The sequence below is a fragment of the Aequorivita sinensis genome (assembly GCF_006346335.1).
GTDB lineage: Bacteria > Bacteroidota > Bacteroidia > Flavobacteriales > Flavobacteriaceae > Aequorivita > Aequorivita sinensis.
On record NZ_VDMC01000001.1, the window covers coordinates 189,970 to 210,335 of the forward strand.

Consider the following 20,366-nt stretch of genomic DNA (forward strand, 5'->3'; position numbering starts at 1 on the left):
ATGGGTTCTCTTGTGAAGAATATTTCCTTAACGGTAATAGGAAAGGTTTACAACTGTATCTACTGAAATAGAATGATTGTGTTTAAAATAAACAATTTGGTTTTCCCAAACACCTTCTATAAGATAATGATCGCCTTTAAAATAGCTTTTTTGAACACTTATTTTAAAACTTGTATTCTGTGAAGATAATCGCAGTTGATGCGGAAAAACCACAAATTTTTCGAAGGATGCACTTTCGTTGAATAAATTTTTCGGAAGTAAATTTGCTTCTCCAAAAAAACCTGCTTGATACTCTGTTGCAACGTTTTTGTAAATGAACTCTGGAGTGCCTTTCATTTCAACTTGCCCATTGTTAAGCATTAAAATTTCAGTGGAAAATGCCAGTGCTTCTTCGCTATCATGGGTGGCTGTAATACAGCTGATGTTATTTTGTTTTAGATAGCCAAAAATCTTTCGCTGCAATTTATTTTTTCTGAAAGTATCAATATTGCTAAAGGGCTCATCGAGTAGAAGTATCTCTGGCTTGTTTGCCAATGCTTTTGCCAAGGCTACTCGCTGCTTTTGCCCTCCACTCAGGTTTTTCACTAAAGTGTCTTTAAACACCTCCATTTCCACCACTTTAAGAAGCTCGTCGATTCTTTCAGCATCCTTTTCTTCATTTAGGCCAGAAAGGTGTGAACCCAAGTTTTCCGAAACAGTTGTAAACGGCATAATATTGAATTCTTGTGCTACTAATTTCATAAATGGCTCACCAGGAATAAGAGTTTTGGTAGGTCCTAGAAGTTTTTTGTCGTTGTAATAAATGCTTCCTTTATCTAAATGAAGTAAACCATAGACAAGATGTAAAAGTGTAGATTTACCACATCCACTTTCCCCAATAAAACTTAGATGTTCTCCAGGTTTTAAAGTAAAATAGATATCCTTTAAAATGGTTTTATCTGTGTAGGAAAATGAATCAATTTTAACGCTAAGCATCCCGAAATTAATTAGCTAAAATCCCTTTACTTTCGAAAACAGGAATAGCTTCTAATTTTTCATCAGACATACTATTTGGGGCAAAAACAAAGTTTTGCTCAAAGAGTTTATTCTCAGCAAAAAATGTAACTAGATATTCATTAGTAAACCCTAAAACCTCATCAGAAATGAATTCTACTTTAGCGAATGATTTTGGTGCAACATTCCCCAAATTTCGACGTAAAGTTGTTGTTGTTTTGTCTTCGGTGTTACCACGTGACATAACTAAAACAGTATCGATTTCTTCTTCTTTGTTATTTACAAAATAAATCGTCCACAAGTCTGCAGCTAATTCTTCGTCCCATTCTTTTACAGCAACGATATTAATGTTTTTTGCTTGAGGTATTTCAATATCTTTTCGCATAATTAATCTTCAATTTTCCACATTATCCACACGGCCAAAAGTGATATGGCAGATATACCTAATAAAATGGCTCCAACAACTATTTTAATATAGGCAATTACAAAAGTTAGATACGCAATAGCGATTGCAATAATGACCAATAAGGCAATGACAAGATATTTCTTCATAACACAAGGTTTTAAAATTTTAAGGTACTCTTATAAGACTTACAAGGTAACTTCTTTATCGTTAATATACTAAAAGACGCCTTGTAGGAATTATGTATTAAAAATCATATGTCTCAAAGCACAGTGGTCTTAATATTTTTAAAGAACACTTTTAAACTGCTCTAAAAAGCGAACGTCATTTTCGCTAAACATTCTAATATCTGGAATTTGGTGTAATAGCATTGCAATACGATCTACACCTACTCCAAAAGCAAATCCGGAATACTCTTCGGGATCTACACCACAATTTTTAAGTACGTTTGGATCTACCATCCCACAGCCACCAATTTCTAGCCAACCTGTACCTTTTGTAATTCTGTGATCGGCTTCAGTTTTTAGTCCCCAATATACGTCAACCTCAGCACTTGGCTCTGTAAATGGGAAGTATGATGGGCGAAGACGAATTTTCGACTTCCCGAACATTTCTGTTGTGAAATATTGAAGAGTTTGTTTCAAATCTGCAAAACTTACGCTTTTATCCACATACAATCCTTCAACCTGGTGAAAGAAACAATGTGAGCGAGATGAAATTGCTTCATTTCTATAAACACGACCCGGAGAAATAGTGCGAATTGGCGGTTTATTATCTTCCATATACCTAACCTGAACAGAGGAAGTGTGCGTGCGCAACAAAACATCTGGATTGGTTTGAATAAAGAAAGTATCCTGCATATCGCGTGCAGGGTGATATTCTGGTAGATTTAAAGCAGTAAAGTTATGCCAATCGTCTTCAATTTCTGGTCCTTCAGATACGTTGAAACCAATGCGCAAGAAAATATCAATAATCTTATTTTTAACGATAGAAATAGGATGACGTGATCCTAATAGAATTGCCTCCCCTGGTCGAGAAAGATCGCCATAAATACCTTTAGCTTCTATACTGTTTTCAAGGGCTTGCTTAAGTGAATCTATTTTTTCTTGAGCTGTATTTTTAAGTGTGTTTATTATTTGGCCAAACTCCTTTTTTTGTTCGTTTGGAACATTTTTAAACTCAGCGAAGAACTCATTTAAAAGTCCTTTTTTTCCTAAATACTTTATACGAAAGCTCTCTATTTCTTCTTTGTTAGTTGAAGAAAATGCTTGTACTTCGGCAATGTGTTTTTTTACTGTATCTATCATTTTCAGATAATTTAATTACTGCTAGAATTTATCTTTAAATTTGTGCTTTTAGTGATAATCTTTGTTAAAAACGAATTATGCAATTACTTCTTTTTCCAGAAAGTATTGCACAATAGCTTCTTTCATCAAAACGCTTTGCTCACCAGCTTTTAGTGGTGGAAGTTGTTCTAAAACGCGGTAGTGAGGCCAACCTTGGTCATCAAAATAATCAAATTCGTAATATCCATAAGGCTCTAAAAGTCGACAAATTGCAATATGCATCAAGTCTAACTTTTCGTCCTTTTTAAATCTTCTATGAATTTGACCTAACTCTTGTAATCCAACAAGGTATATTATGGCATCAAGATCTAATACTTCGCCATCTGCAAAGCGGTTGCTCAACATACTCACTACAGCCTCCCATCTTTCCTTTAATTGTTCGTCGCGTGCCATTTATTATATATAATTTAAGCTGCAAAGATACATTTTACTATTCTGAAATATGAATACAGAATTCAGAATTTGGAAAACTGTATATTTATCAAAATTTTTAAATATGAATACTATAGATATTGTTGTTGGAATTATTTTAATCATCGCCTTTTTTATGGGTTTCAGAAAGGGAATTTTAAAAACATTGGCATCGTTAATTGGTTTGGTAGCAAGTGTTTATGGCGCTATGTATTTTTCAGATTACGCTAGGGTATATGTTGAGCGATGGTTCGATTGGAGTGATGACTTAACTAGTCTAGCTTCATTTTTAATCACTTTTATAGTGATAATGCTAGTATTTAGCATACTTGGAAGAGTGTTGACAAAGGTCGCCAATTTTGCAATGATGGGAATTTTTAACAAGCTTTTTGGCGGGGTTTTCAATGCTTTAAAATTTGCCTTCTTAATAAGTGTAATCTTTATGTTTGTAAACGCTTCTGAAAATTATACCATACTTTCTCCAGAACAAAGAGAAGCCTCGGTCCTATACGAACCTGTTGCATCAATAGCTCCGGCTATTCTTCCTGCTATCTTGAAAGAAGTGGATGAATTAGATGTTGATATGCCAGAGATCAATTCCCCATTTGAAGAAAAAGAAGATAGCATTCAATAAGAAGTAACTCTAAAATTTATAATTGTTTCAAGTCTGAAGCAGGAATCCAACCATCCTTTCCATCGGCTAAAGTGATTCGATACCAATTACCATCCTTAGCAGAAATTTGAACCTTTGTGCCTTCGTGTAGAACGAAAGCAACATTGCTACCCATTGTTGGTTCTGTTTTTACCTCAATTTCACTTGCAAAAATAATTGCAGGTTGCTTTTTTGTGAAATCGTCATAAGTTAAAAAAGCCATTGTTAAGGAGACTAATAAAAACAATCCTGCAAACATTGAACTTGCAAAAAGCAGGCGTTTTTTCTTTTCGACAAAAGCAAAGTAGTATAATAGAAACAATGCTACAAATGATAAGGAAGACACCACTGCAAGAATCGCCCACCCATTAAACGTGAAAATTCCTGCTATACTCGAATACCATTTTGAAAAAAATGTTTCCGGTAGTGGTTCAATAGCATCAATTCGTGCATTTTCAGCAAAAGCGAGATTGTTTTTTATGTCCGCATCGTTTGGTGCAAGCTGTAAAGCTTTTTCATAATAATACACACTCGGCCCGATGTGGTTTAATTTATATTGTGCATTTCCTAAATTGAAATACAACTCTGCAGAGTGATGTCCACTCTCTAAAATTTGCATCCAAGCATTTATTGCCTGCTGATACTTTCCATTTTTATAAAGTTCTTTTCCTTGGTCAAACAGCGCTGTGTTTTGAGCAAATGCAGAAAACGAAAGAAAGAACATCATTGTTAAAATGAAGAGTTTCTTCTGAAATAAACTATTTGTATTTAAAATATTGGTTTTCATAATTCTGAATTCAGCCTTCCTAATTAAACAATTTGTTTGTCGATATTCGAAATCACTTCTACCGCCTTTGCGTAATCTTGTTGTACTGAAGCCTCAGACGAAGAGGCGTAACGGGCAAATTCACAACTTTTCAGTAGTCCAATAAAGTTTTCCACTGTTGGAGTTTCTACCTTTCGTTCTAACATCATATTAGATATTAGACTTTTTTCCATTTCGGAAGTCTCGATGTTCAACTGAGCTTTAAGATAATTGTGTAAAGCACGTTCCAAAGCTTCGTAAAATGCAGTTGGATTTGAGGTGTTTCGTTTTGCTTCCGAAAGGTATTTTTTAGCAAGTTTATTTGCACGACGCAACTTATTACCTTCAATATCGCTTAAACGTTCTTTACGTTTTTTACCCGCTAAAATAAATAGTGGAATCAATAAAAATGGACCCCCTAACAACGACCAAAACAATGCTGATTTAAAGAAAGGCTTCTCCGATTTTGACTTTAAATTAGCATCTAATTTGATGTATTTAAAATTATCTTTTGAAAGAACAACTTGTTTGTTTGTGTCCCCACCGCTAGCAACAGGCGCTGTAGCCGAAACTGGGCCGTTTTCTACTTCAATAGTAAATCCTTTGGATGTGATAGTTTTATATTTTTCAGTCTTAGGATCAAAAAATGAAAAACTTATTGGATTTATAGGATAACTTCCTTTAAACTGAGGAACGATAGTATAGACATTTGAAATAGACCCTTGCATTCCTCCTACTGTAGTTCTTACATTTTCACTGTGTTCAGGCTCATAAACTTCTAAGGTGTTTGGCAGCTTTACTGATGGAATTGTAAATAATTTTAAATTCCCATTTCCAGAAACTTTTAAATCTAACTCAAGTGATTCGTTTGCGTTGAGAGTAGTTTTATTTGTGTTCACCTCAAAAGAAAAATCACCAACAGCCCCATTAAATCCATCTGGTTTTCCTTCTAAAGGAAGCGGCTTAACATCAATCGTTCTTTTGCCTGCAGAAATTGTTTTGTTAACTCGCTGCATTATTCTACGCCCAAAAATATCGCGTCTGTTTCCTTGAACATCTACTGGCACGTCTAACGTAAGCGGTTCTATGTCTAATTTTCCAGTTTTTTGAGGATATAAAACAGTAGTTCGCAATATTACATATCGATAATCTTGACCGTTATATTTCCCCTCCATAACCTTAAAGTTATTTTGGTTATCGATATTCTGACTCCAGAAATCGGCATATTTTGGGGTATCGATTTCACGCCATTGGCTAGTGATACTTACATCATGTGATACATAAAGTTTGTATGTAACCGTAATGGCCTCATTTAAATATGGTGTAGCATTAGAAACTTCGGCTACTAAATGAACATTCTCACTCGCAACATAATCGGCATTGTTTCCATCTTTTGGAGTTTCCACAGCCGCAGTAACCTCAACTTCTATCGGAAGGGTTTTATAAGTTTCTCCGTCAATTTCAATCGTTGCTTGCCCAATGGTTACATTACCACGTGTTTGAGGAGATAAGAAATATGAATATGTTTTTGAAAAACTCCTTTTTCCATTAATCCAAGAGTTACTAATAGATTGGTTTGGACCACCAACAACTCTAAAGTTTTCAAAATTAGGCGGTCTAAAATTATCGCCATCTTGATTCATCTCAAAATCTACTCGTAAACGTTCATTAATTCCGAGTCTTTTTTTACTAACCTTGGCATCAAATTGAACTTGTGCAGATGCAGCAATACTACACAACACAAATCCTATAAGAAATAACAAACTCTTCGTCTTCATAATCTACCAGTCTTTATCTGATTTCACTTTGGCGCCTTTTTGCTTTTCAGCATTAATCTTTTCTTGCGTCTTTTTCTCTTCGTTATTCATTGCTTCCAACAAACTTTTTACCTGCTGAGGAGAAAGTTGACCAGGAACAGGTTGTTGCTGTTGTGGCTTATCTCCTTCTGAATCTTTGGGTTTATCAGACTTTCCTTCATCTTTATCTTTGTCGCCTTCATCCTTTTTATCTTTCTGATCACCTTTATCCTTATCGTCTTTTTGGTCGCCCTCGTCGCCTTTATCGCCGTCTTTATTTTTGTCGTCTTGGTCTTGTTTATCTTGGTTATCCTGATCTTTATTGTCGTCGTTCTTGTCGTCGTTTTTATCGTTTTGATCTTCTGGTGGTGGCGGATTTTTATCTAATAAATCTTTTGCCAATGCCAAATTATAACGAGTTTCATCGTCGTTAGGGTTGTTTCGAAGTGCATTCTTATAACTTTCTACGGCTTCAGTATATTTTTTTTCATTCATATACGTATTCCCTAAATTATGAAAAGCTCTATGCTTATCAGCTTTGGTTGTAGCTGTAACTGCTGCTTGTTTAAAACGAAGCATTGCCTCTGCATTTTTTTCTTTTCCGTAGTAAGCAGCACCTAAATTGTATTTGGCAGTTTCATCTTTTGGGTTTAATGAAATTGCTTGCCTATAATTTGCTTCTGCATCTGGAAATTTTTCTTTCTGAAGCATTTGTTGCGCTTCACTTAAATAATTCTGAGCAGCCTTAAGTTCCTTTGTTTGCTCTTTTGACTGCTGTGCAAATGAATTCAATGAAATAATAAATATACATAGAATCATTACAATTCTAAATATCTTATTATTCTGAAAAAACGTTCTTTCTACAAACATCATCTTATTGTTTTTCCTTTTCATTAAACAAATTCAATTTTTTAAGCCAAGCCGTTTGTCTTTCTAAAAAGAATACATCTAAAACCAGCAAAAATAATGCCCCAGCTAAAAACCATTGAAACTGATCTTTAAAATCTGTGAATTGTTTAGCTTCAAATTCCTTTTTATCCATTCCACCTAAAATAGATTTTACGCTATCTACTACAGCTTTTGTATTGGCTCCATCAATATACTCACCATTGGTAGTTTGAGCTATCTTTTTAAGAGTTTCTTGACCTAATCGACTTATGACTTGTTCATTATTTCTATCGCGAAGATAATATTGTAGCACTCCATTCTTTTTAATTGGAATTGGTCCACCTTCAATAGTACCTACACCAATAGGGAAAATTCTTATTCCTTTTTCTGCAGCCTCTTCGGCGATTTTAGCAATATTACCCTCGTGATCTTCTCCATCTGAAACTAAAAACATCACTCGGTTGGTTTGGCTCTCATCGTCGTAGAACGTTTGTGCCATTTCAATTGCCTGCGTAATGGCTGTACCTTGAGAGGAAACCATATCGGTATTCATTCCGTTAAGGAATAGTTTTGCTGAACCAAAATCGGTTGTAATTGGAACCTGCGGAAATGCGCTACCTGCATAACCAATAATCCCTACTCTATCACCAGCAAGACCATTTATTATCTGAGTAATGAGTTGCTTAGATTTGTCCAATCGATTGGGCGCAATATCTTCAACAAGCATACTTTTGGAAACATCTAAAGCGAAAACAATATCAACACCTTCGCGTTTCATTGTTTCTAATTTAGTTCCAATTTTAGGATTTACCAATGCCACACTCAATAAAGCAATCGCCAAACACAGTACGAATATTTTTAATGTCGATTTAAAAATAGAACGATTTGGACTTAATTTCTTTAATAGTTCTTTATCGATAAACTTTTTTTGTATCGATTTTTTCCAAACTAAAAGCAATAGAAAACCCACCACTATCACCGGAATGGCGATGAGGACGTAGAAGTAAATTGGTTTTTCTAATACTAACTGATCCATTTTATAAAAATCCTTTAAATATTGTTGTTCGCAACAAAAACTCAAGCCCTAATAGAATTAATGCGAAAATCACAAATGGACGGAACATTTCGTCGTAGTTTGTGAATTTGAATTCTTCAATATCGGTTTTTTCTAGTTTATTAATCTCTTCGTAAATCTGCTCTAACTTGGTGTTATTTGTCGCACGGAAATATTGTCCGCCTGTTTTATTGGCTATATCCTTCATTAAAGCTTCATCGATTTCCACCTTAACGTTCCCGTATTGAAACCCACCGTCTGGACGAATTGCAATAGGAGACATCGCCATACCATTACTTCCCAATCCAATGGTATAAACTTTTATCCCAAATTCAACTGCCAATTCACTTGCAATTTTTGGATCGATAAACCCTGAGTTGTTTACACCATCTGTAAGCAAAATAATTACTTTACTCTTGGCACGACTATCCTTTAGTCTATTTACCGCTGTTGCCAATCCCGACCCAATTGCAGTTCCTCCTTCAATAGTCGTGTTATAGGTTACATTTTTTAAAGAAGATAGAACAATAGTTTTATCACTTGTAATTGGGGTTCTTGTAAAGCTCTCTCCCGCATATTCCACCAAACCAATTCTATCATTTGGACGACCATTAATAAATCTAGCGGCAACAGTTTTTAACGCTTCCAATCTATTGGGCTTTAAATCTCTTGCCAACATACTTGCCGAAACGTCTATTGCCATTACAATATCAATCCCACGTGTTGTTTTGGTTTTTGTGGTTTCATCTACTGTTCTTGGGCGTGCTAAAGCAACAATTATTGCTGAAAGCGCTAAAAGACGTAATACAAATAGCAAAGGTTTTAATTTTGCCAACCAGTTTCTTCCTGTTTTAAAACCTTGTACAGATGATATTTTTAGAGAGGCTGTTTGTTGTTTTCGCTTCCATAAATACCATAGCACAAGCACTGGAAGTATTAAAAACAACCAGAAAAACTGCGGATTTACAAATTCGAAATTACTGCCCATCTTTCTCTGAAATTTCTAGCTCAATTGAAGCTATAATTCTTTCTTTAATTTCTTCGGCATATTTGCCATCGTCTTGATATACTAACAACACTTCTTGCAGGCCATTTTGCTGAGCAAAAAGCAATAATTCGTATGTGCTTTTCTCTTTTAACACTTTCGAATCTGAAACTTGAACATTGAATTCACCATAGGCTCTTACCCCTTTTATTCCTTTATCAGTTTCAAAGTCGTCTCGTTTTACGATTAAGTTTTTAGCACCTCGTTGCTCTAAGTCTTGAAGAACAGCTTCCAAAGCATTTTCTAAAGCAATATCTTGTTTCTGACTAAAACGTGTTGTTGAAACCATAATATGTAATGGAGATTTCATTTCACCGTAAATGAAATAATCTTTTCCACTTATCATACTATTTTCAGCATTTGCATCTTGTGCTTCTACACGCACAAGCACTTCAGGCGTTTCAATAATTACAGCTGGAAATCCGTATTCACTTTTTATCCATCTATTTTCAGAGAGCTCCCTTAGTTCGTTACCAAAAACTTTATCTTTTAGATTGTCAAAACCTGTTATACTTCCATAAACAACACCTGCTAAAATGAGGGCTACAAGTACTCCTGAAATTCCAAGTATTAACTTTCTGCGCTTGCGTTTCTTCTCCAGTTTTTCAAGATATTCTTGAGTTTCTAACAACTCTTCTTCTGTTGGCTCCGGAACAGCCTCATGAGTTTCATTAATAATCTCTTCTATTGTTTTTCTATCTACAATCGCTTGACCGGTTTCTTGGTTCATTTTAGCGAATTTCACCAAATCGGCACGTTTAAAAATTGCATCAAGCTTGCGAATAGTTTCCAAATCGAAGTCGAAATTACCAGCATCTCTATGCATCATCAATCGGGTGATAAGCTCATCACTCGTGCTTTCTAGTGCAGCTTCATCAACCTCACGATCGAGATAACGTTTTACAATTTCAGTAAGATTACTATAGTATTCTTTACTTTTATTTTCTTTGAGCAACTGAGAATTATCAAGTTGTTTAAGCGCTACAATTGCTTCTTCATAAGGAGGTAATTGCTTTTGTTCAGCATCTTTTCTTTTTTTTCTTCTGAAAAGATAAATTGCAAGACCCACAATAAGAAGTATTGGAATTAACCAGTACAAAAATTGAAGCCAATCAAAGGGTGGATCTTTTACTTCTACTGCAGGTTTAATGTCGAACATTTTCTGCTTAGTAGTATCAATAATTACGTCGTTTACTTCTACTTTAACCGAATCAGTAAAAAACGGTTTTTCGTTAATAAAGACAATCTGAGGAGGAATAGTGTATTTACCACTATCAAACTGCGTTAAGCCGTATTTTTTAATGAGCTGATATTTAGCTCCTTCAAAAGTAGTATCTGCCTTATAAGATTCTATCATCTCCAAAGGCATAAAAGTTTGCTCTTCCTGAAACCTAACAATATCAGAAGAATCGGCTTCTACTTTAATAGTATAAAGAATTTCTTCTCCAATTTTGATTTTCGTAGAATCTACAGAAAAACTTACTTGAGCATTTGAGAGGAAAGAAAATAATACAAAGAATAGCGAAAAAAGAAAATAGCGGTTGCTCTGAAAGCTCAACTTTCTGTAGTTCTGGTTATTATTTTGTCTAAAATCTAACATCTCAAGTTTAAAATCTAACGTCTTTTAAAATAGCCTAATAATTTCTTTACATAACTTTCATCAACCCTAGAACTCAAAGCTCCTGCCCCACTTTTTGTAAAAGATTCGGTAAAGTAATTTACGCGCTCACGATGATAACTGTAATATTGATTACGGACACTTTTTGAGGCTGTGTTTACTAAAATTAATTCTCCTGTTTCTTTATCTTCCATTTGAACCATCCCTAAATTTGGAATGTTTTCTTCGGCTTTATCGTAAATTCTAATTCCAGTCACATCGTGTTTTTTTGCTGCAATTTTCAAGGTGTCTCGATAATTGTCTGCAATAAAATCGGAAAGCACAAAAACAATAGCTTTCTTTTTCATTACGCTACTTAAAAATTTTAATGCGTTAGAAATATCAGTTTTGTTACTCTTAGGTTTGAATTCAATTAGTTCTCGGATAATTCTTAGTACGTGCGACTTTCCTTTTTTGGGTGGGATAAATAATTCAATGTCATCCGAAAAAAGAATTAGCCCAATTTTATCATTATTCTGCATTGCTGAAAATGCCAGCGTTGCGGCAATTTCAGTCACTATTTCATTTTTAAATTGCTCTTGAGTTCCAAAAAACTCAGAACCGCTAATGTCTACCATTAGCATAAGGGTAAGCTCTCGTTCTTCTTCAAAAACTTTTACAAAAGGCTCATTGTAACGAGCTGTAACATTCCAATCTATATTACGAACATCATCTCCAAATTGGTATTTTCTAACTTCGCTAAACGTCATACCACGACCTTTAAAAGTACTGTGGTACTCGCCACCAAACACATGATCGCTTAAGCGACGTGTTTTAATCTCGATTTTTCGTACTTTTTTGAGAAGTTCTTTTGTATCCATTGCTTTTATTTACGATATACGATTTTAGATTTACGACTGCTATACAGCATTAAAATCGTAAATCGGCATTCTAAATTCGCAAATCTTACGGTACCTCAATTACATTAACAATCTTGTTGATGATGTCTTCTGAAGTGATGTTTTCTGCCTCTGCTTCGTAGGTAATACCAATTCTATGGCGAAGTACATCGTGTACAACAGCACGCACATCCTCTGGAATCACATAACCACGACGACGGATAAATGCGTAACATTTGGCAGCTATAGCAAGGTTGATACTTCCACGCGGAGATGCTCCAAAATTAATAAGTGGCTTCAAATCTGATAAACCATAATTTTCTGGAGTTCTTGTGGCAAATATGATGTCTAGAATATATTTTTCAATCTTTTCATCCATATAAACTTCACGAACAGAAGCTTGAGCTCTTAAAATTTGTTCTACAGAAGCAACAGGATTTACTTGCTCGAATCCACCTTTTAAGTTTTGACGAATGATTAGTTGTTCTTCAGCGATTTGCGGATATTTTATAACTGTTTTCAGCATAAAACGGTCCACTTGTGCTTCAGGTAAAGGATAAGTACCTTCTTGCTCAACTGGGTTTTGGGTAGCCATTACAAGAAATGGCTTTTCTAGCTTAAAAGTAGTCTCCCCAATTGTAACTTGTTTTTCCTGCATCGCCTCCAAAAGCGCAGATTGCACTTTAGCTGGGGCACGGTTAATTTCATCTGCAAGAACAAAATTGGCAAAAATCGGTCCTTTTTTAATACTAAAGTCGTTGACTTTCATATTGTAAATCATCGTTCCCACAACATCTGCAGGAAGCAAATCTGGCGTAAACTGAATTCGGCTAAAACTGCCGTGAACAGCTTTTGCGAGTGTATTAATTGCAAGTGTTTTTGCAAGACCAGGAACCCCCTCAAGCAGGATGTGTCCTTGCCCTAGCAAACCAATCATAAGGCGTTCCACCATATGCTTTTGGCCCACGATAACCTTGTTCATTTCCATGGTGAGAATGTCCACAAAGGCACTTTCTCTCTCAATTTTTTCATTTAACGCTCCTATGTCAAAGGTCGAATTTGTGTTTTCCATATTGTATTTAGATTCAATGTAGAATGCTTTTTAAAAAGTTGCTGCAAATTGTGCAATAATTGCTAAAAACGCTGTTAACAATTGGTTAAATTAAAAAAGAGGAAAACTTAAAGTTCCCCCTTTTTGTTAATACTAAATATCTGTAATTTAGAATTATAAATTAATTACCCCCATATTGGTTACTTCTCCTTGCTCAACAATAACATTTTCAACAACAACAGCTGGAAGACCTAAAGCTAAATCCGCTTGAATAGTTACAGTATAAACTCCATCAGGAACAGCACTTAACAGAAAATCACCTTGAGCATTCGCATAAGTCGAAATTTCAATGGGTCCGTTTACAGCAGTAATCATTGTTAAATTACCTGCAGGAAAGATCTTTCCAGAAATTGCTCCACTTTCAGCAACCGATGATGCTCTAATTACAGGTTTTAGACTGTAGCCACCATTTCCTTGGGATACAATAGACTTGTCTACATCAAAATCGAGCATAAATTCATACAAGACACCTGGTTCGAAAGTTTCGTTTACTTGAATTTTTAATCCAGATTGTTGTGCGCTTGGAGTTGCCAATGGATGAACTTCTCCATTTACCACTATAGAATTCTCGTCGCCTAAAATCATTCTAATTTGACTAATTTTCCCAGCAGGAACTTCATCATCATACAACAACACATTTACACCAGCAGTTAACTCCAACAAGTCGTAAATACCAGCATTAATGCCTAACGCAACATCTTCTTGTGCACCGTTATATTTAATAACCACTTCTTCAACATCTACAAATACAGCTTCGTAATCACCCGGCGCATCGGTTAATCTTAAGGCCAATTTTGCATTGCCTTCATTAATATTTGGATTAGAATCATCATCGTTGCTGCAAGATGCTAACCCTGCAAATAACATTGCTATTAAGCTTAATTTAAAAAGGGATTTCATATTTATTTTTTTAGAATTAGTTTTACAAACATATTGACATGAATATGAAAATTTTATCTCTTTAGGAATTTTTAACCTTGCTTTCAACCAACTTTAGCCTTCCTATAAACTCTTAATAATAACATTAGAAATTCTGAAAAATGCAAAATAAAATAGCTTTTATAACCGGAGCAACTTCTGGAATTGGGATGGCAACAGCTAAACTATTTGCCAAAAACGGCCTTAAATTAATTATCTGCGGAAGGAGAAAAGACAGATTAGAATCTTTAGTGAAGGAGCTTTCCTTATTGACAGAAGTTCACTCATTGAGTTTTGATGTTCGCAATAAAGAAGAAGTTATTTCAGAAATAAAGTCACTTCCGAAGAACTTTTCGAACATTGATATATTAATCAATAATGCTGGAAATGCTCACGGATTAGAAACTATAGACGAAGGAAGTATTGACGATTGGGATGCAATGTTAGATATTAATGTGAAGGGATTATTGTACGTTTCAAAATCAATTCTTCCAAATATGATTGAGCGTAAAAGCGGTCATATTATCAACATTGGCAGCACAGCAGGGAAAGAAGTCTATCCTAAAGGAAACGTTTATTGCGCAAGCAAACACGCTGTAGACGCTATAAACCAAGGAATGCGAATCGATTTAAACGGAAAAGGAATTAAGGTTGGTGCTATAAATCCAGGATTAGTAGAAACCGAATTCAGCAAGGTCCGATTTAAAGGCGATACTGAAAAAGCTGATCAAGTTTACCGAAGATACACCCCTTTAAAACCAAAGGATATTGCAGAAGTTATATGGTTCGCTGTAACACGCCCACCTCACGTTAATATTGCAGATTTAACAGTTATGTGCTTAGACCAAGCTTCATCTACCATAATTAATAAAAATTAAGCCAAAATATTTTGGACTAACTCATGCCTGTAGGGGAAGGATTTTTAATTCTTGAAAAAGATACAAAACTCTGTGTTTAAGAAATTGGATGTTATTTAACAATTCTATACTTTAGAGGATTATTAAAGTGACGCAAATTCTCTAATCCCTAAGCATGAAAATCTCCTCATTTATTTCAATTATTTGCTTTTTTATATTTGTTACAACTTCAGCACAAGAAGGTGCTCGATTTAAAGAAAACAAGAAAATATTTCTGCACGGAAACTCTGTTCTCATCGGAAATAATATTTTAGGACACCATCCCTCCAACCCATTAATGAATATTAAAATTTCTAACGATGAGGTAAATATGAAATATATTGATGTTGACGGCGATCCTTCTACATTTAGCTCAAGTCAGGCAGACATATCAAATCTAAAAAATGGGGCTAGAATTGCACATGCTGAGCTTTATTGGTATGGGCTATATCCATACAAAACGAGTGCTTTACGTGAATCACGAAACAAATTAGTTCACGTAGGAAAAGGCCAAAGAGACACTATTGTAAATTCAATTAAGTTTAAAACTCCAAATGGTACTTATGAAGATGTAGTTGGAGAGGTAGTTTTTGATAGTTATTCATCAAATCTATTTATTGAAAACTCACCTTATGTATGTTATGCCGATATTACCCAAACGATACAAAACTTAACTTCACGCAATGGCACCTATACTGCAGCAAACATTAAAGCAACTGAAGGCAAGATTTTAGGAGGTGGATCTGCTGGATGGCTATTGTATATTGTTTATGAAGATGAAAATGAAAGCCCTAAATATTTTACTACATATAATGGACTCTCTGAAGTAAGCAACAATGCAGTAACAATAAATTTCAAGAATTTTAAAAGTAAGGAAGAAGGCGACTTTAAAACTACAATAGCGTTAGCTGCTATGGAAGGCGACAGAAATATAAAGTCTGATCAAGTTTCAATATTCAATAAGAAGAAAAGAAGATTTGAAGCACTAAGTACGCCGATGAGAGATAAAAAGAATTTCTTTAACAGCTCTATTACTTTAGGCAGCGAAAACTCTTCAAAAAGAAATCCTGCTAGCACAAATACCTTAGGATTTGATTTATTAAAAATGGAAATACCCAATCCAAAAAATAACTTACTAAACAATTCCACTACAGAGGTAAAGCTTCAGTTTGAAACAAAAAAAGACCGCTACTACATGTTTTTTGCAGCTTTTGAGACTGAAATAAACAAGGAGTATTTAGAAGAAAAAACAAGAGAAGCTCAAGATGATAATTCTACAATAGCCTTTACACCTAAAACAGTCAGCGCTAACTCAGAAGCAACATCATTAAATAATAAGGCTGAAAAAGAAGTAGAGAGTGAACCCTTAGAACTTTCTGAAGAAGAACTACTATTAAGAACTTTAAACATCGAATCTGTTAATATCCCTGGTTTAGTTTCTGGCTATTATCTTATTACGAATGTATTTGCAGAATTAGACAATGCTAAAAGCTGGTCAAAATATTTAGCAGAAAAAGGATACACACCTAAAACCTATATTAATCCAGCAAATAATTGGTACTATATATATATCGCTAACAATAAGTCTATACTACCAATGTATGACAAATGGCAAAAAACAAAGGATTTAGAGTACTTTAATAAAATTTGGATACTGAAAATTAACCTATAACCTTATTTTCGGCCAAAATCCGCTGGAATTTCACCCCATGCTTTGGTTTCCCATTTTACTATCGTAGTAGTGTAAGTATTGGTTTTTAGCCAATTTTCTGCTCGAGCAACAAGCTCGAAAAGCTCCTTATTCTTAGTCGTTTGCTTAAGTTTAGTGTTACATTTTTTCTTTTTCACCCAACCCATAGCAATTCGCGAGTCACTATATATAATACGATCGCTATTGTTTTTCTTTAAAAAAGCTAGACCATGTACGAGTGCTAAAAACTCTCCAATATTATTTGTCCCCTGTTTAAAAGGCCCTTGATGAAATAATTGTTTTTTGGTTTGTGTATCTACTCCACGGTATTCCATAATTCCAGGATTACCACTAGATGCAGCATCTACTGCTATAGAATATAGATTAGGCTCACCTATTTTTTTTAGCTGCTCTTTTGAAAGCGTTTTCTTGGTTGTTTTTCCTTTATAATCTGCATACTCTTTATTATATGCTTTCTGGGCCTCTTCAAAGGACTCAAAACTTTTATATTGAGCTCCTGCAATACCATCAATTGCGCGTTTGCATTTTGCCCAACTGTCAAAAATACCAGTGGGATTTCCAAACCAAACTACATAATATTTCTTTTTCTTAGCCATTAAGTAAGATGTCTTCTATTACTTTAGGGAACCATTTATATTCCAAATTATGAACTTTTTCTGCAATTGCATCTACTGTTTCATTCTCAGAAAGGGTGACACTGTGCTGTGAAATTATCGCTCCTTCGTCGTAATTTTCGTTAACATAATGAATAGTTATCCCTGTTTCTTTTTCATTATTATCCATTACTGCTTGGTGTACAAAACTGCCATACATACCTTTTCCTCCATATTTCGGAAGTAATGCAGGGTGAATATTTATTACTTTTTCGGGAAAGTCTTTTAGAATAATTTTAGGAAACTTTAAAAGAAAACCTGCCAACACTATTAAGTTAGGATTGATTTCTTTTAATATATTTAATACTCCATCTTCAGAAAATAACTCACTTTTACTAAAGCTCATTGCTTGTACATTCAAGCTTTTAGCTTTATCTAACACTTTGGCATCCTTCTTGTTTGAAAGCACCAGAACGACCTCGGCAGATTGAGATCGTTGAAAGTATTTAATTATGTTCTCGGCATTGGTACCATTACCCGACGCAAAAATTACAATTCGTTTCTTCATTTCAGTTTCCTAAGTTTTTCAGAAGTATTATTTACAAATTAATAACAAAAGTACGGCAATAGGGTTTCACTTCGCCTAAAAATGTTTAAATTGGTTTCCAAATTTTGAACTCGTGTGAAATGAATAAAAATTACTAAATTCACATTTTCAACATTAAATGGTGTTTTCAATTAAAATATTTTATTTTTGCCACTTATAATTAAAATTTAAAATCAAGAATTATGTCAGACATTGCATCAAGAGTAAAAGCTATTATCGTAGACAAATTAGGTGTAGACGAAAATGAAGTTGTTAACGAAGCTAGCTTCACAAACGACTTAGGAGCAGACTCACTAGATACGGTTGAGCTTATAATGGAATTTGAAAAAGAATTTGATATCCAGATTCCAGACGACCAAGCAGAAAACATCGCCACAGTAGGTCAAGCAATTTCCTATATAGAAGCAGCAAAATAAGATTCTTCAATGGAGTTAAAGCGAGTTGTAGTAACAGGATTGGGTGCACTTACCCCTATTGGCAACAATATTGAAGAGTATTGGGACGCCCTTGCGGGTGGTAAAAGCGGCTGCGCCCCTATTACGTATTTTGATCCCGAAAAGTTCAAAACAAAATTCGCTTGCGAACTGAAGAATTTCAACGCATTAGATCATTTTGATAGGAAAGAAGCCCGAAAACTCGATCGTTTTGCCCAATATGCACTTGTATCTTCTGATGAAGCTATACTTGACGCTGGATTAAATCTCGATGAGGTTGATAAATTCCGTGTTGGTGTTATTTGGGGAGCAGGAATTGGCGGGTTAGAAACTTTTCAAAATGAAGTGATAAACTTTGCAGAAGGGGATGGAACGCCGCGTTTCAACCCCTTCTTTATCCCAAAAATGATTGCGGATATTGCGCCAGGAAACATTTCTATAAAACACGGTTTTATGGGACCAAACTATACAACTGTTTCGGCCTGTGCATCATCTGCAAACGCATTAATTGATGCCCTAAACTATATTCGATTAGGACATTGTGATGTTATTGTAACCGGTGGAAGTGAAGCAGCAGTAACAATGGCAGGAATGGGTGGATTTAACGCAATGCATGCATTATCAACCCGTAATGAAAGTCCAGAAACGGCTTCACGCCCTTTCGATGCTACACGTGACGGATTTGTTTTAGGAGAAGGTGCGGGTGCACTTATCTTAGAAGAGTATGAACACGCTAAAAAGCGTGGCGCAAAAATTTATGCTGAAGTTGTAGGAGGTGGTATGAGTAGCGACGCTTATCATATGACCGCTCCACATCCAGATGGTATCGGGGTAGAACGAGTGATGTTAAATACATTACGCGACGCTAATTTGAGTCCGAATGACGTAGATACAATAAACACTCACGGTACATCTACTCCACTAGGAGACGTAGCTGAGTTGAAAGCAATTGTAAATGTTTTTGGTGAACACGCAAAAGACATTAATATTAATTCAACCAAGTCTATGACCGGACACCTATTAGGTGCTGCCGGAGCTATTGAGGCCATTGCCTCTATTTTGGCTATGAAAAATGGGATTGTTCCACCTACTATAAATCACACTACAGTAGATGAAAACATAGACCCTTCATTAAACTTAACTTTAAATAAAGCTCAAAAGCGCGAGATTAACGTAGCTATGAGTAATACTTTTGGTTTTGGCGGGCACAACGCTTGTGTGCTCTTTAAAAAAATCGATGCCTAAATGGCTTCTTTTAAAAATATATTTTCTTCCCGCTCTGAAAAGAATGGGGAATTTTCTAATTCTCTAAAAAAAATACTTGGCTTTAAGCCAAAAGATATTTCTATTTATGAAACTGCCTTTACGCATCGATCTACAAATGAAAAAAACGATGACGGGCAACCACAAAATTATGAACGTCTTGAATTTTTAGGGGACGCTATGCTAGGTTCAGTTATAGCAGCACACCTTTTTAAAAAAGTTCCAGATGGCAATGAGGGGTATCTTACAAAAATGAGAAGTAAAGTGGTGAGTCGCGAACATTTAAACGAACTAGGCCGCGATTTACAACTTATAAAATTCTTAAAAACTACAATTCCATCTCAACAGTTTAGCGGAAATATCTACGGTAATGTATTTGAAGCATTAGTTGGTGCAATTTACCTGGATAGAGGATTTAAGTATTGTGAGAAATTTATTCAAAAAAGAGTTATTAAACCTTACGTAGATATTAAAAAACTAGAAGGAAAGGTAATTAGCTACAAAAGTCTTTTTATTGAATGGTGTCAGAAAAATAAAAAGCAGTTCTATTTTGAGACTTATGAAGACAATGGCAAAGATCAATTAAAACATTTTGCCGTTCGATTAAAACTTGATAATGAAGTGATTACAAAAGCCAGGGCCACTTCCAAGAAAAAAGCAGAAGAACGCGCAGCCAAAAGAGCCTTCTATAAGCTTAAGATAAAAGTTGACAGCGAAAAGCATTAAACTTGTCGACAATTTCCTGTTTAAAATACTTTCTACTACTTATTCTAATCTTACTATTTCTACACTTTTCGTATTTATCTATAATTGGTTTATATACATTAAAAACTAATACATAATTTAATACCTCGCTGTATAAATAATAACATTGAATTTAAATAAAACAAGCTGTAACTTGCTTATTTTTGTACTTTAATAATCTATTTCTTTAGCAATACCCA

22 protein-coding genes are annotated in these 20,366 nt (G+C 34.9%); 6 read left to right on the plus strand and 16 right to left on the minus strand.

The window, feature by feature from the left end:
- Positions 1-27: 27 nt before the first annotated feature.
- The 5 genes from FHP04_RS00915 to FHP04_RS00930 all read right to left on the minus strand — a co-directional run bounded on the left by FHP04_RS00915 (position 28) and on the right by FHP04_RS00930 (position 3,135).
- A complete protein-coding gene (locus FHP04_RS00915) occupies positions 28-975 on the minus strand; it encodes an ABC transporter ATP-binding protein (RefSeq protein ID WP_139853952.1) in 948 nt (315 codons plus the stop codon).
- A 7-nt stretch (positions 976-982) separates the two neighbouring features.
- Positions 983-1,378, minus strand: a complete 396-nt coding sequence (locus tag FHP04_RS00920; protein WP_139853953.1) for a hypothetical protein — start codon at positions 1,376-1,378, stop codon at positions 983-985.
- 2 nt (positions 1,379-1,380) lie between these two features.
- Positions 1,381-1,545, minus strand: a complete 165-nt coding sequence (locus tag FHP04_RS14610) for a hypothetical protein (protein WP_165144810.1) — start codon at positions 1,543-1,545, stop codon at positions 1,381-1,383.
- A 138-nt stretch (positions 1,546-1,683) separates the two neighbouring features.
- Positions 1,684-2,703, minus strand: a complete 1,020-nt coding sequence (gene pheS, locus FHP04_RS00925) for a phenylalanine--tRNA ligase subunit alpha (protein WP_139853954.1) — start codon at positions 2,701-2,703, stop codon at positions 1,684-1,686.
- A gap of 75 nt (positions 2,704-2,778) precedes the next feature.
- Positions 2,779-3,135, minus strand: coding sequence for a hypothetical protein (locus FHP04_RS00930; protein WP_139853955.1), 357 nt, complete (start codon positions 3,133-3,135; stop codon positions 2,779-2,781).
- Positions 3,136-3,238: 103 nt separating this feature from the next.
- On the opposite strand from FHP04_RS00930, the gene FHP04_RS00935 reads away from it, so the two are divergent.
- Positions 3,239-3,787, plus strand: a complete 549-nt coding sequence (locus FHP04_RS00935; protein WP_158319098.1) for a CvpA family protein — start codon at positions 3,239-3,241, stop codon at positions 3,785-3,787.
- Between the two features lie 16 nt (positions 3,788-3,803).
- Here the strand turns inward: FHP04_RS00935 and FHP04_RS00940 are convergent, their stop codons facing one another.
- The 9 genes from FHP04_RS00940 to FHP04_RS00980 form a co-directional block, all read right to left on the minus strand.
- A complete protein-coding gene (locus tag FHP04_RS00940) occupies positions 3,804-4,592 on the minus strand; it encodes an SH3 domain-containing protein (RefSeq protein ID WP_139853957.1) in 789 nt (262 codons plus the stop codon).
- A 23-nt stretch (positions 4,593-4,615) separates the two neighbouring features.
- Positions 4,616-6,388 carry a BatD family protein gene (locus FHP04_RS00945; protein ID WP_139853958.1) on the minus strand — a complete coding sequence of 591 codons (1,773 nt, stop codon included), beginning with the start codon at positions 6,386-6,388 and terminating at the stop codon, positions 4,616-4,618.
- A 3-nt stretch (positions 6,389-6,391) separates the two neighbouring features.
- Positions 6,392-7,300, minus strand: a complete 909-nt coding sequence (locus FHP04_RS00950) for a tetratricopeptide repeat protein (RefSeq protein ID WP_139853959.1) — start codon at positions 7,298-7,300, stop codon at positions 6,392-6,394.
- The gene (locus FHP04_RS00955; RefSeq protein WP_139853960.1) at positions 7,281-8,330 is read right to left on the minus strand and encodes a vWA domain-containing protein; all 1,050 of its coding nucleotides are present in this window, start codon (positions 8,328-8,330) and stop codon (positions 7,281-7,283) included. The genes FHP04_RS00950 and FHP04_RS00955 overlap by 20 nt, the downstream gene beginning before the upstream one ends.
- Position 8,331: 1 nt before the next feature.
- Positions 8,332-9,336, minus strand: a complete 1,005-nt coding sequence (locus FHP04_RS00960) for a vWA domain-containing protein (protein WP_139853961.1) — start codon at positions 9,334-9,336, stop codon at positions 8,332-8,334.
- A complete protein-coding gene (locus tag FHP04_RS00965; protein WP_139853962.1) occupies positions 9,326-10,993 on the minus strand; it encodes a DUF4381 domain-containing protein in 1,668 nt (555 codons plus the stop codon). Before FHP04_RS00965 ends, FHP04_RS00960 begins: the two co-directional genes overlap by 11 nt.
- Positions 10,994-11,007: 14 nt before the next feature.
- On the minus strand, positions 11,008-11,871 hold the full coding sequence (locus tag FHP04_RS00970; RefSeq protein ID WP_139853963.1) for a DUF58 domain-containing protein: 864 nt from the start codon (positions 11,869-11,871) through the stop codon (positions 11,008-11,010).
- Positions 11,872-11,956: 85 nt separating this feature from the next.
- Positions 11,957-12,961, minus strand: a complete 1,005-nt coding sequence (locus FHP04_RS00975; protein WP_139853964.1) for an AAA family ATPase — start codon at positions 12,959-12,961, stop codon at positions 11,957-11,959.
- 153 nt (positions 12,962-13,114) lie between these two features.
- A complete protein-coding gene (locus tag FHP04_RS00980) occupies positions 13,115-13,900 on the minus strand; it encodes a DUF4382 domain-containing protein (protein WP_139853965.1) in 786 nt (261 codons plus the stop codon).
- Between the two features lie 140 nt (positions 13,901-14,040).
- Here FHP04_RS00980 and FHP04_RS00985 point away from each other — a divergent pair, with 140 nt between their 5' ends.
- Positions 14,041-14,796 (plus strand): SDR family NAD(P)-dependent oxidoreductase, encoded by a 756-nt coding sequence (locus FHP04_RS00985; RefSeq protein WP_139853966.1) that lies wholly within the window; start codon positions 14,041-14,043, stop codon positions 14,794-14,796.
- Positions 14,797-14,950: 154 nt separating this feature from the next.
- The gene (locus FHP04_RS00990; RefSeq protein ID WP_139853967.1) at positions 14,951-16,486 is read left to right on the plus strand and encodes a hypothetical protein; all 1,536 of its coding nucleotides are present in this window, start codon (positions 14,951-14,953) and stop codon (positions 16,484-16,486) included.
- Positions 16,487-16,488: 2 nt separating this feature from the next.
- On the opposite strand, the gene FHP04_RS00995 is transcribed toward FHP04_RS00990, so the two are convergent.
- Together FHP04_RS00995 and purN are read right to left on the minus strand one after the other, a co-directional pair.
- The gene (locus FHP04_RS00995) at positions 16,489-17,121 is read right to left on the minus strand and encodes a ribonuclease H1 domain-containing protein (protein WP_139853968.1); all 633 of its coding nucleotides are present in this window, start codon (positions 17,119-17,121) and stop codon (positions 16,489-16,491) included.
- Complete coding sequence (purN, locus tag FHP04_RS01000) at positions 17,114-17,686, minus strand: phosphoribosylglycinamide formyltransferase (RefSeq protein WP_139853969.1); 573 nt, start codon at positions 17,684-17,686, stop codon at positions 17,114-17,116. The genes FHP04_RS00995 and purN overlap by 8 nt, the downstream gene beginning before the upstream one ends.
- 221 nt (positions 17,687-17,907) lie before the next feature.
- Between purN and FHP04_RS01005 the strand changes: the two genes are divergently transcribed.
- From FHP04_RS01005 to rnc, 3 genes are read left to right on the plus strand one after another with little or no spacing between them, the layout of a single operon-like run.
- Complete coding sequence (locus FHP04_RS01005) at positions 17,908-18,141, plus strand: acyl carrier protein (RefSeq protein WP_014781833.1); 234 nt, start codon at positions 17,908-17,910, stop codon at positions 18,139-18,141.
- A 9-nt stretch (positions 18,142-18,150) separates the two neighbouring features.
- Positions 18,151-19,404, plus strand: coding sequence for a beta-ketoacyl-ACP synthase II (gene fabF / locus FHP04_RS01010; RefSeq protein ID WP_139853970.1), 1,254 nt, complete (start codon positions 18,151-18,153; stop codon positions 19,402-19,404).
- On the plus strand, positions 19,405-20,148 hold the full coding sequence (rnc, locus tag FHP04_RS01015) for a ribonuclease III (RefSeq protein ID WP_139853971.1): 744 nt from the start codon (positions 19,405-19,407) through the stop codon (positions 20,146-20,148).
- The last annotated feature ends 218 nt before the right edge of the window (positions 20,149-20,366 follow it).

What these genes read in the sequence shown, in the direction of transcription:
- FHP04_RS00990 (WP_139853967.1), top strand. Translation starts at nt 14,951, where the DNA reads ATGAAAATCTCCTCATTTATTTCAATTATTTGCTTTTTTATATTTGTT.
- FHP04_RS00985 (WP_139853966.1), top strand. Translation starts at nt 14,041, where the DNA reads ATGCAAAATAAAATAGCTTTTATAACCGGAGCAACTTCTGGAATTGGG.
- FHP04_RS00995 (WP_139853968.1), bottom strand. Translation starts at nt 17,121, where the DNA reads ATGGCTAAGAAAAAGAAATATTATGTAGTTTGGTTTGGAAATCCCACT.
- FHP04_RS00960 (WP_139853961.1), bottom strand. Translation starts at nt 9,336, where the DNA reads ATGGGCAGTAATTTCGAATTTGTAAATCCGCAGTTTTTCTGGTTGTTT.
- FHP04_RS14610 (WP_165144810.1), bottom strand. Translation starts at nt 1,545, where the DNA reads ATGAAGAAATATCTTGTCATTGCCTTATTGGTCATTATTGCAATCGCT.
- FHP04_RS01005 (WP_014781833.1), top strand. Translation starts at nt 17,908, where the DNA reads ATGTCAGACATTGCATCAAGAGTAAAAGCTATTATCGTAGACAAATTA.
- fabF (WP_139853970.1), top strand. Translation starts at nt 18,151, where the DNA reads ATGGAGTTAAAGCGAGTTGTAGTAACAGGATTGGGTGCACTTACCCCT.
- FHP04_RS00955 (WP_139853960.1), bottom strand. Translation starts at nt 8,330, where the DNA reads ATGGATCAGTTAGTATTAGAAAAACCAATTTACTTCTACGTCCTCATC.
- FHP04_RS00970 (WP_139853963.1), bottom strand. Translation starts at nt 11,871, where the DNA reads ATGGATACAAAAGAACTTCTCAAAAAAGTACGAAAAATCGAGATTAAA.
- FHP04_RS00980 (WP_139853965.1), bottom strand. Translation starts at nt 13,900, where the DNA reads ATGAAATCCCTTTTTAAATTAAGCTTAATAGCAATGTTATTTGCAGGG.
- FHP04_RS00935 (WP_158319098.1), top strand. Translation starts at nt 3,239, where the DNA reads ATGAATACTATAGATATTGTTGTTGGAATTATTTTAATCATCGCCTTT.
- FHP04_RS00965 (WP_139853962.1), bottom strand. Translation starts at nt 10,993, where the DNA reads ATGTTAGATTTTAGACAAAATAATAACCAGAACTACAGAAAGTTGAGC.
- FHP04_RS00930 (WP_139853955.1), bottom strand. Translation starts at nt 3,135, where the DNA reads ATGGCACGCGACGAACAATTAAAGGAAAGATGGGAGGCTGTAGTGAGT.
- purN (WP_139853969.1), bottom strand. Translation starts at nt 17,686, where the DNA reads ATGAAGAAACGAATTGTAATTTTTGCGTCGGGTAATGGTACCAATGCC.
- FHP04_RS00945 (WP_139853958.1), bottom strand. Translation starts at nt 6,388, where the DNA reads ATGAAGACGAAGAGTTTGTTATTTCTTATAGGATTTGTGTTGTGTAGT.
- FHP04_RS00940 (WP_139853957.1), bottom strand. Translation starts at nt 4,592, where the DNA reads ATGAAAACCAATATTTTAAATACAAATAGTTTATTTCAGAAGAAACTC.
- pheS (WP_139853954.1), bottom strand. Translation starts at nt 2,703, where the DNA reads ATGATAGATACAGTAAAAAAACACATTGCCGAAGTACAAGCATTTTCT.
- rnc (WP_139853971.1), top strand. Translation starts at nt 19,405, where the DNA reads ATGGCTTCTTTTAAAAATATATTTTCTTCCCGCTCTGAAAAGAATGGG.
- FHP04_RS00975 (WP_139853964.1), bottom strand. Translation starts at nt 12,961, where the DNA reads ATGGAAAACACAAATTCGACCTTTGACATAGGAGCGTTAAATGAAAAA.
- FHP04_RS00950 (WP_139853959.1), bottom strand. Translation starts at nt 7,300, where the DNA reads ATGAAAAGGAAAAACAATAAGATGATGTTTGTAGAAAGAACGTTTTTT.
- FHP04_RS00920 (WP_139853953.1), bottom strand. Translation starts at nt 1,378, where the DNA reads ATGCGAAAAGATATTGAAATACCTCAAGCAAAAAACATTAATATCGTT.
- FHP04_RS00915 (WP_139853952.1), bottom strand. Translation starts at nt 975, where the DNA reads ATGCTTAGCGTTAAAATTGATTCATTTTCCTACACAGATAAAACCATT.